Here is a 14,872-nt window from a genome sequence, read left to right on the forward strand (position 1 = left end):
CTTGCCAACGGCGACCGTCAGCCCGTCCGTGCCGTCGCGCGATGGTCAGAAGACCGGCTTGCCGCCCGTGACGCCGAGCACGGTCCCGGAGACGTAGGACGCGTCCCCTGCCGAGGCGAGGAACACGAAGGCGGGCGCCACCTCGGCGGGCTGCCCGGCACGCCCCAGCGGGGTGTCCGAGCCGAACTGCTCGATCTTCTCGGGTGGCTGCGTGGCCGGCTGGAGCGGCGTCCAGATGGGGCCGGGCGCCACGGCGTTGACCCGGATGCCGCGGGCGCCGAGCTCGGCGGCGAGGTTCACCGTGAAGTTGTTGATCGCAGCCTTCGTGGCCGCGTAGTCGATCAGGCCCGGGGAGGGCTGGTACGCCTGGATGGACGACGTGTTGATGATGGAGGCGCCATCGGACAGGTGCTCGAGCGCCGCCTGCGTCAGCCAGAACATCGCGTACAGGTTGGTGCGCAGCACCCGGTCGAGGTCCTCGGTGGTGACGTCGGCCATCGACTCCCGTCGCGCCATCTGGTAGCCGGCGTTGTTCACCAGCACGTCCAGCCCGCCCAGCTCGGCGACTGCGCGGTCCACGAGGCCGCGCGCCTCGTCCTCCTCGCGCAGGTCGGCCGCGAGCAGCACGGCCTGGCGACCGGCGTCGGTGATCCACCGGGCCGTCTCCTCGGCGTCCTGCTGCTCCTCGGGCAGGTAGGCGATGGCCACGTCCGCCCCCTCACGGGCGAAGGCGATCGCGGCAGCCCGGCCGATCCCCGAGTCGCCGCCCGTGATCAGCGCCTTGCGACCGGCGAGCCGCCCGCTGCCGCGGTAGCTGTGCTCGCCGTGGTCGGGGGTCGGGTCCATCGGCGTGGTGAGCCCCGGGGGCTCCTGCTGCTGGGCGGGGAAACCCGCCTGGTCCTGGCTCATGATCCTCCATCCTGGGAAGCCTGGTGCTTCCCCTCGGTCGTCGGTTGACGTGAGGCGCCGTGCGGGGCGTCGTCCTGGCGGGCGCGGTCCGCCTGGCCGGTGGCGGTGCGGCGGCGTGTGCGGCCGCCCTTGGCCGCCCGGAGCGGCGGGCTGCCGGCGCCGGCGCCGGCGGCGATGCCCGGGAGCAGGTCCGCTAGGGCCTGGATGCCGCTGCGCTGGGGGCGCAGGCCCAGCTCGTGGTGCGCCCGGGTGGTGTTGAGCAGTGGCGCGGACATGGCCATGTCGAGCCACCCCGGGCCGACGGGCACCGCGCGCGCACGCCACCCCGCGGTGATCGCCGCGCGGGCGAGCGGCACGGGCGCCTCGAGCCATCGGCCCTGCGAGAGCAGCTCGGCGACGTCCTGCGCGCGGATGACGCCGGGCCCCGCGATGTTGACCGCCCCGGCGGTGCGCCGCACCAGCACCTCCCGGTAGGCGTCGGCGAGGTCGTCGGCGTGCACTGCCTGGAGCCGCAGCCCTCGTGGCCAGGGCAGCACGGGAAGCCGCCCGCGGAGCGCGGCCCGAGGCACCAGGGGGCCGAGGAAGTACCGCCCGATCTCATGGCCGGCGTCGTGCTGGAACACCAGCGCGGGACGCACCCGGGTGATCGTGAGCTCCGGGAAGCGGCGCTCCGCGTCGTCCAGCACCCGCTCGACCTGCGCCTTGTCCACGCTGTACGAGGACGACGGGATGCCCTCGGTGGGCCAGTCCTCCGACCGTGGGACGTCGTCGTCCACGGGGCTGTAGGCGCCCACCGACGACGCCGCGGCCAAGTGCGGCACACCGGCCGCGGCCGTGGCCGCCACGACACGCTGGGCGCCCACGACGTTCGTGCGGCGCAGCCGGTCCCGGACGTGGCTGGGTTGGATGGCCCACGCCAGGTTCACCACGGCGTCAGCCCCCGCGAACACCCGCGCCAGCCGGTCGACGATCGGGCCGTCGGCCCCCTGCGCCCCGACGTCGCAGGACGTCCACTCGGCGACGTCGTAGGGCGGGACCGGGGTGCTGGCCGGCGTGCGGCGGGCCACCGCGGCCACCGACGTGATCGCCTGGTCTCCGGAGAGCCGGCGCAGCAACGCCGTGCCCACGTTCCCGCTGCCCCCGACGACGACGACCCTCATGACGTCGTCCGCCGGGGGTGCGTCGCGACGCGCAGCGCGTGCCTGGTGCGTCGGCCGCGCACCCGCATCGCCTGCCAGCCCCGGGGTGGCCACGTGTTCCTCCGCATGCGGTCCCTCCTGGATCGGCGTCGTCGGTGAGGCCAGTGCGTCGAGCGGGCGCCCGGGCTACCTGGCGGGCGGGCAGGGGGCGGACTGCGGCAGCCGGGCGAGGCGCGCCGCCCTCGCCAAGGCCGTGGCGGCGCCCGACGGCGCGGGGGAGGGCGTCAAGGTCCCGACGAGGGCGACTGCGGTCAGCGTCGGCACAGGCGCGTTCGTCATCGCCCCATGGTGGGACGGGCCGTCGGGGCTCGCCACCGCAGACGACGAAGCCCCGCTCCGGATGCCGGGCGGGGCTCGTGCTGGTGGTGACTCGTGGTGGTGATCTGTGGCCACTGGCAGGGTCGAACTGCCGACCTTTCGATTTTCAGTCGAACGCTCTACCAACTGAGCTAAGTGGCCGAACCGACAACACCCGGCCAGATGACCGGGTGTTGATCGAGCGACCCCGACGGGACTTGAACCCGCGACCTCCGCCGTGACAGGGCGGCGCGCTAACCAACTGCGCTACGGGGCCTTGTGGTGAGACAAGGTTCCTGCAGTACTGCTCGTACCCCCAACGGGATTCGAACCCGTGCTACCGCCGTGAAAGGGCGGGGTCCTAGGCCGCTAGACGATGGGGGCGGGACTGCCCCTGACGTCGAGGCGTCTTCAGACCGGTGTTAACCATACGGTCTGCCAGCCCAGAACACCAAAACAGCAGGTCAGACCAGTTTTTGGCGGTGAACCGCCGCGAACCGTGGATCAGCATAACCGAGGCAGGATGGGTCCATGGTGCAGATGTCGCGCGAGGACTTCGAGCTGGCGGTGAGCGACGCGCTCGACCTGATCCCGCCGGAGCTCGCGGCGCAGATCGACAACGTCGTGGTGCTGGTCGAGGACGACCCGCCCGAGGGGGAGCCGGACCTGCTGGGCGTGTACGACGGCACACCGCTGACGGAGCGCGGTGAGTGGTGGGCGATGGGCTCGCTGCCCGACCGCATCACAATCTTCCGCAACCCGACGCTCGCGATCTGCGAGGACCGCGACGAGGTGGTCGAGGAGGTCGCGGTCACCGTGGTCCACGAGATCGCCCACCACTTCGGCATCGACGACGCCCGCCTGCACGACCTGGGCTGGGCCTGACGGGTCCGCGCGCGACGTGCTCGGCGCCCGTGGCGTGGCGGCCGCCGCTACCGTGACCGGATGAGTGAACAGGTGCGCATCGGCGTGGTTCTGCTGCCGCAGGACCGGTGGAGCGTGGCGCGCGAGCGCTGGCAGCGTGCGGAGGACTACGGCTTCGACCACGCGTGGACCTACGACCACCTGGCGTGGCGGTCGCTCGCGGACGAGCCCTGGTTCGCGACGGTTCCGCTGCTCGCCGCGGCGGCGGCTGTGACCGACCGGATCGGGCTGGGAACCTGGGTGGCGTCGCCGAACTTCCGCCACCCGGTGCCGTTCGCGAAGGACGTGCTGGGGCTGGACGACATCAGCGGCGGCCGGTTCCTGCTCGGGCTGGGCGCCGGCGGGGAGGGGCTCGACGCGTCGGTGCTGGGCCCGCCGCTGCCTCGCGGCGTGCGGACGCGGCGGTTCGAGGAGTTCGTCGGCCTGCTCGACGGCCTGCTCAGGCGCCCGGTCACCGAGCACGTCGGGGAGTTCTACGAGGCGCACGACGCCCGGATGCTGCCCGGCACCCTGGCCCGCCCGCGGGTCCCGTTCGTCGTGGCGGCCAACGGCCCCCGCACCATGCGGCTCGCCGCGCGGCACGGCCAGGGCTGGGCCACGTACGGCCCGTCGTTCGGGCCGGAGGACACCGACCTGCCCCCGGCGCGGGCGCAGGAGCGCTGGTGGGCGGGGCTGGCGGGCATGGTCGCCGATTTCGACGACGTGCTGGCGGCCGTGCGCGCCGAGGAAGGTCCCGACGTGGGGCCGCAGCGTCGCTACCTGAGCCTGGACGGCGCCCCGCTGTACTCGCTGGGCTCGCTGGACCTGCTGATCGAGGGGGTGCAGCGGGCGTCGGCCCTGGGGTTCACCGACGTGGTGGTGCACTGGCCGCGCCAGAGCGGCATCTACGCCGGCTCGGAGCGTGTGCTGGAGCAGGCCGCCGGGCGGCTGCCCGAGCTGCGCAGGTAGCGCCGGTCAGCGGGCGCGCGCTTCCCAGGCGGACTGGACCATGTCGGCGAGGGTGTGGCGCATCTTCCAGTCGAGGTCCCGGGCGGCCAGCTCGCCGGAGGCGACGATCCGCGCGGGGTCCCCGGCGCGGCGCGGCGCCACCTCGGGGGTGAACGGGATGCCGGTGGCGTTGGCCATGGCCGTCATGATCTGCCGCACCGAGACGCCGTCGCCGCTGCCCAGGTTGTAGACGGGCTCCAGGTCGCGTCCGGCGGCCAGGGCCTGCGCGGCGGCGACGTGGGAGATGGCCAGGTCGGCCACGTGGACGTAGTCGCGCACGCAGGTGCCGTCCGGGGTGGGGTAGTCGTCGCCGTTGATGCGGGGGGTGCGCCCGGCGACGAGGGCGTCCAGCACCAGCGGGAACAGGTTGTGCGGGCTCGAGTCGAACAGCGCGGGGGAGCCGGACCCCACCACGTTGAAGTACCGCAACGAGGTGTGGCGCAGGCCGGTGGCGCGGCCCTGGTCGCGCAGCAGCCACTCGCCGATCAGCTTGGACTCGCCGTAGGGGGACTCGGGGGCGGTGGCCGTCTGCTCGGTCACCAGGTCGGTGTCGGGCGTGCCGTAGACGGCCGCGCTCGAGGAGAACACGATCTTGTCCACGCCCGCGGCGGCCATCCCGGCGAGGAGGCGGCCCGTGCCGGTGACGTTCTGCTCGTAGGTGTGCAGGGGGCGGTCGACCGAGACCCCGGCGTACTTGAACCCCGCGAGGTGCACCACCCCGGTGACGCGGTGCTCGGCGAGCGTCGCGGCCACGAGGTCCGTGTCGAGGATGGAGCCGCGGACCAGCGGCACGTCGTCCGGGACGAACTCGGCGTGGCCGCTGGAGAGGTCGTCGAGGACGACCACCCCGAGGCCGACGCCCTGGAAGGCCTGGACGATGTGCGACCCGATGTAGCCGGCGCCGCCGGTGACCAGCCAGTTCATCCCTGCAGCGTACTCGTGGACATTTCGGACCTGCCGAGGGGGCCTGCAGGTGGGAGCCTGGAGGACGCGGCTAGCGTTCCGGATGGTCCTCAGTATGCTGAGCATCTCGGAACCGGGAGAGGGGGACCGTGAACGAACAGGTCAGCACCGCTGATGCCCTGACCCGGGACGACGCGAGGGCCGAGCAGACGGCCTTCGCCAGCCGGGTCGACACCGCGATGGCGGCGACCACCGCTGCGCTCCGCCGGTACCTCGCCGCCCGCGTCGAACGGGCCGGCCACGTCGCCACGCCCTACGCCCAGCTCTGGGAGGCCCTGGGCGAGCAGGTGGGCGGCAAGTTGATGCGGCCCCGGCTCACCGTCGCGGCCTACCTCGGGCTGGGCGGCACTGACGTCGAGGCGGTCGCCAGCATCGCCGCCGCCCAAGAGCTCTTGCACACCGCGATGCTCACCCACGACGACCTCATCGACCACGACGAGGTGCGCCGCGGCCGCCCGAACCTCGCCGGCAGCCACCGCGCCGCGCTCGCCCGAGCGGGCGTCACCGGTCGCGCCGCTGACGACCAGGTGGCCGCCACCGGGCTGCTCGGCGGGGACCTCGCCCTGGCCTCGGCGTTCGAGCTGGTCGCCTCCGCACCCGTCGACCCCGCTCTGCGGGTGGCCGTCGTCGGGCTGATGGCCCGGTCCATCGGCACCACGGTGGCAGGCGAGCTGCTCGACGTGGGCGCCGAGCTGCGCAGCCCCTCCGCCGTCGACGCCCTGAGGATCGCGGAGCTGAAGACCGCCGCCTACTCGTGCATCGGGCCGCTCAACGCAGGGGCCGTCCTCGCGCAGGCACCGCCCTCCGCGCACGTGCGCCTCGAGCGGTTCGGCCGCTCGCTGGGCATCGCCTTCCAGCTCGTCGACGACGACCTCGGTGTGTTCGGGGACCCCGCGCGCACCGGCAAGTCGACGCTCTCCGACCTGCGCGAGGGCAAGCGCACCGAGCTGCTGCGCCTGACGTACCTCCTCGCGGACGACGCGGGCCGCGCGCTGCTGGACCGTCTGGTGGGCGACCCGTCCCTCGAAGAGGCGGGCGCCGCCCAGGTGCGCGCCGTGATGACGGCCTCCGGCGCCCGCGACCGGTCGACGGCCCTGGCCAGCGGAGCCGCGCGCTCCGCACGGGAGGGCGCCCTGCGGACCCTGCCCCAGCCGCTCGCCGGGTACCTCGCCGCGCTTGTCGACGAGCTCGACGGTCGGGGGAGCTGATGCAGGAGGCAGCCACGCTGTACGACCGGACCGCCGCCCGGGCCTCCGGGGTGGTGCTGGCCGGGTACTCGACCTCGTTCGGGCTCGGCTCCAGGCTGCTGGGCAGGCGTGCGCGCCGGGACATCGAGGCGGTCTACGCGCTGGTGCGGATCGCCGACGAGGTGGTCGACACGCACCGCGGCGCGGACGCCGGGGCGATGCTCGACGAGCTCGAGGCCCAGACATCCCGCGCACTGGTGTCGGGGTACTCCACCAACCTCGTGGTCCACGCGTTCGCCGCCGCGGCCGCGCACGCGGGCATCGGCCACGCCGAGATCGACCCCTTCTTCGCGTCGATGCGCGCCGACCTGACCGTGCGGGTCCATGACCGGGAGAGCTACGAGCGGTACGTCTACGGCTCCGCCGAGGTGGTCGGGCTCATGTGCCTGGCGGTGTTCCTCAACGCCGACCGGGCGCCGGGGGAGCCGGTGCGGCGCGCCGACGCCGGGCTGGTGCTCGGCGCGCGGGCTCTGGGCGCCGCGTTCCAGAAGATCAACTTCCTGCGTGACCTGGGCGCCGACGCCGGGGACCTCGGCAGGTGCTACTTCCCGGGGGTGCAGCCCGGCGCCCTCGACCGGCGCCAACTGGGGGAGATCCTCGCCGAGATCGAGCACGACCTGCGGGTGGCCCGGGGCGCCCTGCCTCGGCTGCCCCGCCGGGCGCGGCTCGCCGTCGCCGCGACGCTGGGCCTCTACGACACGCTGCTGGCGCGGCTCGCGGACACACCGCCCGAGGAGCTGCTGGACCGCCGGGTGCGCCTGGGCGGGGCCCGCAAGCTCGCTGTCGTCCTGCGATCGGTGGCGGTCGAGGCGCGCCTGGGCGGGCACGGCTCCCCGGCGCTGAGCGTGAGGGCAGACGCATGAGCCGTCGCGTGGTGGTGGTCGGAGGCGGCATCGGAGGGCTCGCCACGGCGGCCCTGCTCGCCCGCGGCGGGGCGCAGGTGACGCTGCTCGAACGGCACGCGACCCTCGGCGGACGGGTCGGCTCCGCCTCATTCGACGGGTTCCGGTTCGACACGGGGCCCTCCTGGTACTTCATGCCGGAGGTCGTCGAGCACCTGTTCGCGCTGCTCGGCGAGCGGGTCGAGGACCACCTCGACCTGGTGCGGCTGGACCCCGCCTACCGCGTGTTCCCCGAGCCGGTCGGGTCCGCGCCGTCCGCGATGCTCGAGGTGACAGGCGACCCCGAGCTCAACTGGAAGGCCTTCGACGCGCTCGAGCCGGGCGCGGGCGAGGCCATGCGGGCCTACGCGGCGGAGTCGAGCGAGGCCTACCGGACCGCCCTCGACCACTTCCTGTACACGACCTTCCAGCGCCCCGACCGCGCGATGTCGGCGAGCGTGCTACGGCGCGCCGGGACGCTGGCCCGTCTGCTCACCCAGCCGCTGGCCGACAAGGTGGCGGGCGCCGTCGAGCACCCGGTGCTGCGCCAGGTCCTCGGCTACCACGCCGTGTTCCTCGGGTCGTCGCCGTACCGCGTGCCCGCCCTGTACTCGCTGATGAGCCACCTCGACCTGGTGGACGGCGTGCGCTACCCGCGCGGCGGCATGTACACGCTGATCGAGGCGTTGGAGCGCATCGCCTGCGGCCATGGCGTGCGGATCCGCACGAACGCCGACGTCACCGCGATCGAGGTCGAGCCCGCGCCGCGCACCCTGCGGCATCCTCGCCGCACCGGCCAGGCCCGCGGCGTCCGGCTGGCCACCGGGGAGGTGGTCGCGGCCGACGTGGTCGTCTCCGGGGCAGACCGGCACCACACCGAGACCGCGCTGCTCGGGGCGGCGCACCGCTCGCTGCCCGAGCAGTGGTGGCGCGACCGCGGGCCGGGGATCTCCGCGATGCTGGTCATGGCCGGCGTCCGCGGCGAGCTGCCCGAACTGGCCCACCACTCGTTGTTCTTCACGCGCGACTGGACCGGGAACTTCGCGGACATCCTGGGCGACGGGCGCGCCGCGGACCCGTCGACGCTGCGCGTCCCGCCGGTCGCCTCGGCCTACGTCTCCCGGACCACCGCCACCGACCCGGGCGCGGCCCCGCCCGGCCACGAGAACCTGTTCCTGCTCGTCCCGTTCCCCGCCGACGCGGCGCTGGGCGCGGACGCGGCCTCCCGGGCGGAGCTCGAGGCCCACGCCGACCGGTTCCTGGACCAGGTGGGCGCCTGGGCGGGCGTCCCCGGGCTGCGCGAGCGGGTCGTCACCCGGCGGGTGGTCGGGCCGGCGGACTTCGCGCGGGACTTCTCCGCGTGGCGGGGCACCGCGCTCGGCATGGAGCACACCCTGCGCCAGTCGGCGATGTTCCGGCCCGGAGACGCCTCGCCGCGCGTCCCCAACCTGCTGCACGTGGGAGGTGGCACGATCCCCGGCGTGGGCCTGCCGATGTGCCTGATCAGCGCGGAGCTGGTGGTCAAGCGCCTGCTCGGCGAGACGTCGCCGCGCCCGCTGCCCACGCCGCTGCGCCACGGCTTCCTCGACGCAGCGCTGCCGGGCGGCCTGTGGTCGCGCCTGGGGCACGCCGCAGACGTGCCGGGTGGGCGCCGGTGATAGGCCTCGCGTACCTCGCCGCCCTGCTCGTCTCGCTCGGCGGCCTCGCCCTGCTGGACCGCGCCCACCGGCTGGCGTTCTGGTCGGACTGGCGGCGCAGCGCGCTGTGCGTCGGCATCGGGGTCGTGGCCTTCCTGGCGTGGGACGGCGCCGGGCTCGCGCTCGGCATCTTCGCCCGCGGCGACAGCCCGCACATGACCGGGCTGCTGCTGGCGCCCGAGCTGCCCGTCGAGGAGGCGTTCTTCCTGGCGCTCCTCTGCTACCTGGCGCTGCTCGCGTGGCGCTGGTTCGAGCGGACGGCCGAGGAGCGCGCCCGATGACGAATGCCGTGCTCAACGTCGCCGTGCTCGGCGTCCTGTTCCTCGTGTGCGCGCCGGTGCTGCGCCGCCTGCGCGCGTGGCCCGTGGTCTGGACGGTGGTGCACCTGCTGGTCCTCACCCTGGTGTTCGACACCCTGATGATCGAGGTGGGCCTGTACGCCTACGCGCCCTCGAAGATCCTGGGCGTGTACCTGTGGGGCGCGCCCATCGAGGACTTCGCCTACCCGATCGCGGCGGGCATCGGGATGCCCGTGCTGTGGACGGTGCTGGGACGCCGCCGACGCGCCGCCGACGGGGGCGGCTCGCGGCACGGCGCCAGCGCGACGGGGAGCGCTGCCGACGAGGCCGACCAGTGAGGCAGGTGCTCGCCGCCTCCCGGCCGTTCTCGTGGATCAACACCGCCTACCCGTTCGCCGCCGGGTACGTGGTCGCGACCAGCGGGCGGGTCGACGCGCTGCTGGTGGTCGGCACCCTGTTCTTCCTGGCCCCGTACAACCTGCTGATGTACGGGGTCAACGACGTCTTCGACTACGAGTCGGACCTGCGCAACCCCCGCAAGGGCGGCATCGAGGGGGCGCTCGCGGACCCGGCCATGGCGAGGACCGTGCACCGCCGCATCCTGTGGTCGTGCGTCGTGACGACCGTGCCGTTCGTCGTGTGGCTGCTCGCCCAGGGCTCGGCGGGCGCCGGGGCCACGCTGCTGGTGGTGCTGTTCCTCGTCGTGGCGTACTCGGCCCCCGGGCTGCGGTTCAAGGAGCGGCCGGTGCTCGACTCGTTCACCTCCGCGATGCACTTCGTCGGGCCGCTGCTGTACGCGCTGGTGCTGGTGGGCGCCGACCTGGCCGCCCGCGACGTGTGGCCGGTGCTGGTGGCGTTCGTGCTGTGGGGCATGGCCTCGCACGCGTTCGGGGCGGTGCAGGACGTCCGGGCGGACCGGGAGGGCGGCATCGCCTCGGTGGCCACCGTCCGGGGCGCCCACGCCACGGTCGTGGCCGCCACCGTGGGGTACCTGCTGGCCGCGGCGACACTGGTCGCGCTGCCGTGGCCGGGCTGGATCGCCGCCGTGCTGCCCCTGCCGTACGCGCTCAACGCCGCCAGCTTCTGGTCGGTGCGCGATGCGGACTGCGAGCGGGCCAACCAGGGCTGGCGCCGGTTCTTGTGGCTCAACCTGGTGACGGGGTTCCTCGTGACGATGCTGCTGATCGCCGCCGCCCTCGGCCGCGGCTGACGTCAGCCCGGCGGCCACGTCCCGACATCGGGCAGGGCTGCGGTGTCGTCCGAGGTGGGCGGGTTGACCACCGTGAGCGTGGCCCAGCCGCGGGCGAGGAGGGCGGAGTCCGTGTCGTCGTCCGCGGACGCGTCGGGCTGCGAGTAGGTGACCACCACGTCGCCCCCGTCGCCGACCTCGACGTGCGCCTGGGCCGACCCGAACGGCGCCAGTCGGGCGCGGCGGATGCCCCGCACCTGGTCGGCGGGCCGGTCGGGCACGTTGAGGTTGAGCACCCGCCCGCCCACGGGCGCGGCGACCACGCCGCGCAGCACCGCCAGGGCGCAGCGCTCGGCCGTTCCCCAGTGGTCCGGCTGCGGCGAGGCCAGGGACACGGCCAGCCCTTCGATGCCGTGCGTCGCCGCCGTGAACGCCGCCCCCACGGTGCCCGAGTGCACGACGGCCCGGCCCAGGTTGGGCCCCCGGTTCACGCCCGAGAGCACCAGGTCGGGCGGCAGGCCCAGGCGCCCGCGGGCCGCGGCGAGGACGATCAACCCGGGCGTGGCGTCCATGGCCAGGCACCGGACCACGTCCGGGACGTCCGGCGCGCGGACGTCCTTCCCGACCAGCCGGTCGTGCCATTCCGCGCCGACGAGCGAGGCGCTCGACCCGCTCTGGTCATCGCTCGGGGCCGCGACCAGGACCTCCGCTCCGATGGCGAGGGCCGCCCGCGCCAGCAGCGCGAGCCCAGGCGAGGCGATCCCGTCGTCATTGGTCACCAGCACCCGCATCGCGGACCCCCTCGTTCGGCGATTTACCCGCACCACGCTGGCCCGCCGCCAGCCCGCCCGCACCCCGGAGCGTGATCTTGACAGACGTCCAGGTGGATTTCTTAGCGTGGAACCATGCCTGAGGAGACGATCGTCGACAACGCAGGAGGGGCGCTGGTCCTCGTCCTAGCCCTGGTGGCGGCCGTTGTGGTCGCCTTCGTGGCCGCGGGGATCGTGGCTGTGCTCACCCGGGCCGCGGTGCGGCGCCACGGTGGCCCACCCGAGCTCACCCGCAAGCTGCGCAAGCCCCTGCGCGCCAACTTCCTCGTCATGGCGCTGTGGACGGGGCTGCGCCTGGCCACCGAGCCAGCCCGGTGGACCGCCATCACCGAGCACGTCCTGCTCGTCATCTTCATCGCCACGCTCGCCTGGATCGTCGGAGCCCTGGCGTTCGTCGCCGAGGACGTGGCGATGCGCCGGTTCCGGGTCGACGTGCCCGACAACCGCACCGCCCGACGCGTGCGCACCCAGGTGGCCCTGCTGCGCCGGCTCACGGTGGTGGTGCTGGTGCTGTGCGCCGCCGCGGGGATCTTGATGACCTTCCCCGGCGCCCGCGGGTTCGGGGCCAGCCTGCTGGCCTCCGCGGGACTGCTGTCCATCGTCGCCGGCCTCGCGGCCCAGAGCTCGCTCGCGAACCTGTTCGCCGGGGTCCAGCTCGCGTTCACCAACGCCATCCGGGTCGACGACGTGGTGGTCGTCGCCGGGGAGTGGGGCCGCATCGAGGAGATCACGCTGTCCTACGTCGTCGTCCACGTGTGGGACGACCGCCGGCTCATCATCCCGTCGACCCACTTCACCACCACGCCCTTCGAGAACTGGACCCGGCGCGCCACCGACCTGGTCGGGGTGGTCGAGCTCGACCTCGACTGGGAGGCGCCCATCGACGAGATGCGCGGTGAGCTGGCCCGGATCCTGGCCGGCACCGACCTGTGGGACAAGCGCGTCGGCGTGCTGCAGGTGACCGACGCGACCCAGGGCAACGTGCGCGTCCGGGTGCTGGCCAGCGCCGTCGACGCCCCGACGCTGTTCGACCTGCGCTGCCACGTGCGGGAGCGGCTCGTCGCGTGGCTGCAGCGGGAGGCGCCGCAAGGGCTGCCGCGCAGCCGCACCGCCTCCGTGGTGCGGATGGACGAGGGCGACCGCGGCCAGGTCCTCCCGATGGCAGGCGGCCAGCCCAGCGCCGCTCCGCCGCAGCCCGCGCACGTCCCGCCGCGCGCGGGCCGCCCGGCGGCGGACGCGGCAGAGGCCGACCCTGGCGTGTTCCGGCACACCGTCCGGCTGGGCGGGCGCAACGGCGGCGAGCCTGCCGGGGCGGACCTCGACGAGACCCAGGTGCTGACGCCGGCCAGCGAGGCGAACCTGTTCACCGGAAGCCTCGAGGCGCTCGGGCGCTCGCGGGCGTTCTCCGGGCCGGGCGAGGCCGCCGACGCGGAGCGCGTGCGGAGGAAGGAGGCCAGGGCCGCCGAGGCGGAGGCCGAGGCCCGGGCCGCGGAGCCCAACGCCGACTTCGACGCCGACGATGCGGGCAGCGGGCTGGACGAGACCGCCGTGATCGACCTGGTCGAGGCCGACGGGCGCGGAGGCGCGGGCGCGGGCTCCGGCTCCCATCGCTGACGTCCATGACGTCTCGCCCATCGGACGCCCAGTTGCGGGCCCGCGGAGACCTCGTGACGGTGGATGGGTCCGAAGTCGCCCCCCGCCCTTCGCGCACCCGTCGCAGAGACACTGCGCCGCGAACCACAGGTCGGGTGGCGTCCTCACCGGAGATCGAGAGGAGCACCCGTGCTCACCCTGACCGAGAACGCCCGCAGTGCCGTTGCCGACCTCACCACCAAGGCGGGCCTGCCCGACTCGGGCGGTCTGCGGATCGCGGAGTCGCCGGATCAGATCGGCAGCTTCGAGCTCTCGCTCGTCACCGAGCCCGCACCCGGCGACGACGTGATCCTGGAGGGTCCGGCGCACGTGTTCGTCTCGCCGGAGACGTCCACGACCCTCGCCGACCAGGAACTCGACGTGGAAGACGCGTCGGGCGGCGCCGGCTTCAAGCTCAGCCCGCAGGCCTGAGGCCCAGCGCAACCACGCTTCACCGAGGGGCGGCGTCCGATCCGGGCGCCGTCCCTCGGCGCGTCCCGGCGCGGACGGTGCCTCGTGGGCGGCGTTGGACAACGGGCGCCGCGACCGGTACTGAAGAGGCATGCCTCTCATCGGTGAGTACGAGCCCAGCCCTTCCTCCAGGGCCGCCAAGCAGGTCGAGCAGTACGAGAGCTCCGGCGGCACGAAGGGGACGACGATGCGCGGGATGCCCGTCGTCATCCTCACCACCCGCGGCGCCCGGAGCGGCAAGCTCCGCAAGACGCCGCTGATGCGCGTCGAGCACGACGGCGAGTACGCGGTCGTCGCGTCACTCGGCGGCGCCCCCAAGAACCCCGTCTGGTACTACAACGTCGTCGCCGACCCGCACGTCGAGCTGCAGGACGGGCCGCAGAAGTGGGACATGGTCGCCCGCGAGGTCACCGGCGACGAGCGGGCGCTGTGGTGGGAGCGCGCGGTCGAGGCCTACCCCGACTACGCGGACTACCAGACCAAGACCGACCGCGAGATCCCCGTCTTCGTGCTCCAGCGCGTCACCGACTGAGGCGCCGACCCGCGCCACGGAGCGCCGGAAGCCCACACCTGGGCTCCGGCGCTCCGCTACGGTCGGCCGGATGCAGACCATCGCGGCAGTCACCGCCTGCGTCTCCGGGCCCGCCGCCTGGGTGCTCACCGCCTACCTGGCGGTCGGCGTGATCATGAACGGCATCTCGCGGAGCAAGCCCGAGCGGGCCGTCATGGCCCCCGTGGCGTTGGTGCTCGCCGTGTGCTCCCTCATCGTGAGTCGGGGCCCGGCGGGCTGACCGGGCGTGAAGGTCGTGGCATGACTGCGCCCTCGGACCCGTCATGGTCCGAGGGCGCGTCGCCGGAGGTGTTCAGTCGTCCGTGACCTGGGCGGCGATGCGGTGGCGCTCGTCGTGGATGGCCGCGCCAGACTCGACGAGACCCGGCTCGAAGGCCCGGAAGTGGTGGCCGCAGAACAGGAGGGTCAGGCCGTCGGCCGACGGGATCGTCGCCCGGACGTATGCCTGCGCGCCGCAACGGTCGCAGCGGTCACCGCGGGTCAGCGCGGTGCTGGGGGCGGGCGCCTCGAGGGTGGGAGCTGTCATCGGGTGGTACCTCGTCTCGGTGCGGTGATCGGCCGTGCGACCGGAATCGCGACATCGGCCCCAACTGCCAGCCGGCCGTGGGCATTCCGGTGATGGGGGGAGTTCGCCCACCGGGGAATCGACGAGGCCAAATGCGCCCGGCAGGCGTCGAAAGACGGTAGACAGGAGGGCCTGTAGCCCGAATTGTCCGACTTGCCGCCACGACGCCCAACGGAGGACCTCGTGCACTTACGGCGTGTCCCGCTGTCCC

At 74.0% G+C, this 14,872-nt stretch carries 18 protein-coding genes and 3 tRNA genes; 12 read left to right on the plus strand and 9 right to left on the minus strand.

What is annotated here, in order from left to right; all coding sequences use genetic code 11:
• Positions 1 to 45: 45 nt before the first annotated feature.
• The 6 genes from NP064_RS01475 to NP064_RS01500 form a co-directional block, all read right to left on the minus strand.
• Positions 46 to 909, minus strand: a complete 864-nt coding sequence (locus tag NP064_RS01475) for an SDR family oxidoreductase (RefSeq protein WP_227568286.1) — start codon at positions 907 to 909, stop codon at positions 46 to 48.
• Positions 906 to 2,069 (minus strand): NAD-dependent epimerase/dehydratase family protein, encoded by a 1,164-nt coding sequence (locus NP064_RS01480; RefSeq protein ID WP_227568285.1) that lies wholly within the window; start codon positions 2,067 to 2,069, stop codon positions 906 to 908. Before NP064_RS01480 ends, NP064_RS01475 begins: the two co-directional genes overlap by 4 nt.
• 165 nt (positions 2,070 to 2,234) lie before the next feature.
• On the minus strand, positions 2,235 to 2,387 hold the full coding sequence (locus tag NP064_RS01485) for a hypothetical protein (RefSeq protein WP_227568284.1): 153 nt from the start codon (positions 2,385 to 2,387) through the stop codon (positions 2,235 to 2,237).
• Between the two features lie 107 nt (positions 2,388 to 2,494).
• A tRNA-Phe gene (locus tag NP064_RS01490) sits at positions 2,495 to 2,567 on the minus strand.
• 41 nt (positions 2,568 to 2,608) lie between these two features.
• A tRNA-Asp gene (locus NP064_RS01495) sits at positions 2,609 to 2,682 on the minus strand.
• A 34-nt stretch (positions 2,683 to 2,716) separates the two neighbouring features.
• Positions 2,717 to 2,789: transfer RNA gene (locus NP064_RS01500), tRNA-Glu, on the minus strand.
• Between the two features lie 147 nt (positions 2,790 to 2,936).
• Here NP064_RS01500 and NP064_RS01505 point away from each other — a divergent pair.
• Both NP064_RS01505 and NP064_RS01510 read left to right on the plus strand, forming a co-directional pair.
• A complete protein-coding gene (locus tag NP064_RS01505; RefSeq protein ID WP_227568283.1) occupies positions 2,937 to 3,290 on the plus strand; it encodes a metallopeptidase family protein in 354 nt (117 codons plus the stop codon).
• A 60-nt stretch (positions 3,291 to 3,350) separates the two neighbouring features.
• Complete coding sequence (locus NP064_RS01510; RefSeq protein WP_227568282.1) at positions 3,351 to 4,277, plus strand: LLM class flavin-dependent oxidoreductase; 927 nt, start codon at positions 3,351 to 3,353, stop codon at positions 4,275 to 4,277.
• A 6-nt stretch (positions 4,278 to 4,283) separates the two neighbouring features.
• On the opposite strand, the gene galE is transcribed toward NP064_RS01510, so the two are convergent.
• Positions 4,284 to 5,240: a UDP-glucose 4-epimerase GalE gene (gene galE / locus NP064_RS01515; protein WP_227568281.1), complete on the minus strand. Its 957-nt coding sequence runs from the start codon at positions 5,238 to 5,240 to the stop codon at positions 4,284 to 4,286.
• A gap of 128 nt (positions 5,241 to 5,368) precedes the next feature.
• On the opposite strand from galE, the gene NP064_RS01520 reads away from it, so the two are divergent.
• From NP064_RS01520 to NP064_RS01545, 6 genes are read left to right on the plus strand one after another with little or no spacing between them, the layout of a single operon-like run.
• On the plus strand, positions 5,369 to 6,487 hold the full coding sequence (locus NP064_RS01520) for a polyprenyl synthetase family protein (protein WP_227568280.1): 1,119 nt from the start codon (positions 5,369 to 5,371) through the stop codon (positions 6,485 to 6,487).
• The gene (locus NP064_RS01525; RefSeq protein WP_227568279.1) at positions 6,487 to 7,389 is read left to right on the plus strand and encodes a phytoene/squalene synthase family protein; all 903 of its coding nucleotides are present in this window, start codon (positions 6,487 to 6,489) and stop codon (positions 7,387 to 7,389) included. Before NP064_RS01520 ends, NP064_RS01525 begins: the two co-directional genes overlap by 1 nt.
• Positions 7,386 to 9,065 carry a phytoene desaturase family protein gene (gene crtI, locus NP064_RS01530; protein ID WP_227568278.1) on the plus strand — a complete coding sequence of 560 codons (1,680 nt, stop codon included), beginning with the start codon at positions 7,386 to 7,388 and terminating at the stop codon, positions 9,063 to 9,065. The genes NP064_RS01525 and crtI overlap by 4 nt, the downstream gene beginning before the upstream one ends.
• Positions 9,062 to 9,385: a lycopene cyclase domain-containing protein gene (locus NP064_RS01535; RefSeq protein WP_227568277.1), complete on the plus strand. Its 324-nt coding sequence runs from the start codon at positions 9,062 to 9,064 to the stop codon at positions 9,383 to 9,385. Before crtI ends, NP064_RS01535 begins: the two co-directional genes overlap by 4 nt.
• Positions 9,382 to 9,741, plus strand: coding sequence for a lycopene cyclase domain-containing protein (locus NP064_RS01540; RefSeq protein ID WP_227568276.1), 360 nt, complete (start codon positions 9,382 to 9,384; stop codon positions 9,739 to 9,741). Before NP064_RS01535 ends, NP064_RS01540 begins: the two co-directional genes overlap by 4 nt.
• Complete coding sequence (locus NP064_RS01545; protein ID WP_227568275.1) at positions 9,738 to 10,613, plus strand: prenyltransferase; 876 nt, start codon at positions 9,738 to 9,740, stop codon at positions 10,611 to 10,613. Before NP064_RS01540 ends, NP064_RS01545 begins: the two co-directional genes overlap by 4 nt.
• A gap of 2 nt (positions 10,614 to 10,615) precedes the next feature.
• On the opposite strand, the gene surE is transcribed toward NP064_RS01545, so the two are convergent.
• Positions 10,616 to 11,383, minus strand: a complete 768-nt coding sequence (surE, locus tag NP064_RS01550; protein ID WP_227568274.1) for a 5'/3'-nucleotidase SurE — start codon at positions 11,381 to 11,383, stop codon at positions 10,616 to 10,618.
• A 114-nt stretch (positions 11,384 to 11,497) separates the two neighbouring features.
• Between surE and NP064_RS01555 the strand changes: the two genes are divergently transcribed.
• The 4 genes from NP064_RS01555 (at position 11,498) to NP064_RS01570 (ending at position 14,316) form a co-directional block, all read left to right on the plus strand.
• Positions 11,498 to 13,036, plus strand: coding sequence for a mechanosensitive ion channel family protein (locus tag NP064_RS01555; protein WP_227568273.1), 1,539 nt, complete (start codon positions 11,498 to 11,500; stop codon positions 13,034 to 13,036).
• Positions 13,037 to 13,204: 168 nt separating this feature from the next.
• Complete coding sequence (locus NP064_RS01560) at positions 13,205 to 13,486, plus strand: adhesin (RefSeq protein WP_227568272.1); 282 nt, start codon at positions 13,205 to 13,207, stop codon at positions 13,484 to 13,486.
• A gap of 130 nt (positions 13,487 to 13,616) precedes the next feature.
• On the plus strand, positions 13,617 to 14,057 hold the full coding sequence (locus NP064_RS01565; RefSeq protein ID WP_227568271.1) for a nitroreductase family deazaflavin-dependent oxidoreductase: 441 nt from the start codon (positions 13,617 to 13,619) through the stop codon (positions 14,055 to 14,057).
• Positions 14,058 to 14,127: 70 nt separating this feature from the next.
• Entirely contained in the window at positions 14,128 to 14,316 is a 189-nt protein-coding gene (locus NP064_RS01570; RefSeq protein ID WP_227568270.1) for a hypothetical protein, read from the plus strand.
• A gap of 72 nt (positions 14,317 to 14,388) precedes the next feature.
• Here the strand turns inward: NP064_RS01570 and NP064_RS01575 are convergent, their stop codons facing one another.
• Entirely contained in the window at positions 14,389 to 14,622 is a 234-nt protein-coding gene (locus tag NP064_RS01575) for a DUF7455 domain-containing protein (protein ID WP_227568269.1), read from the minus strand.
• Between the last annotated feature and the right edge of the window lie 250 nt (positions 14,623 to 14,872).

The organism is Cellulomonas chengniuliangii (assembly GCF_024508335.1).
Taxonomy (GTDB): domain Bacteria; phylum Actinomycetota; class Actinomycetes; order Actinomycetales; family Cellulomonadaceae; genus Cellulomonas_A; species Cellulomonas_A chengniuliangii.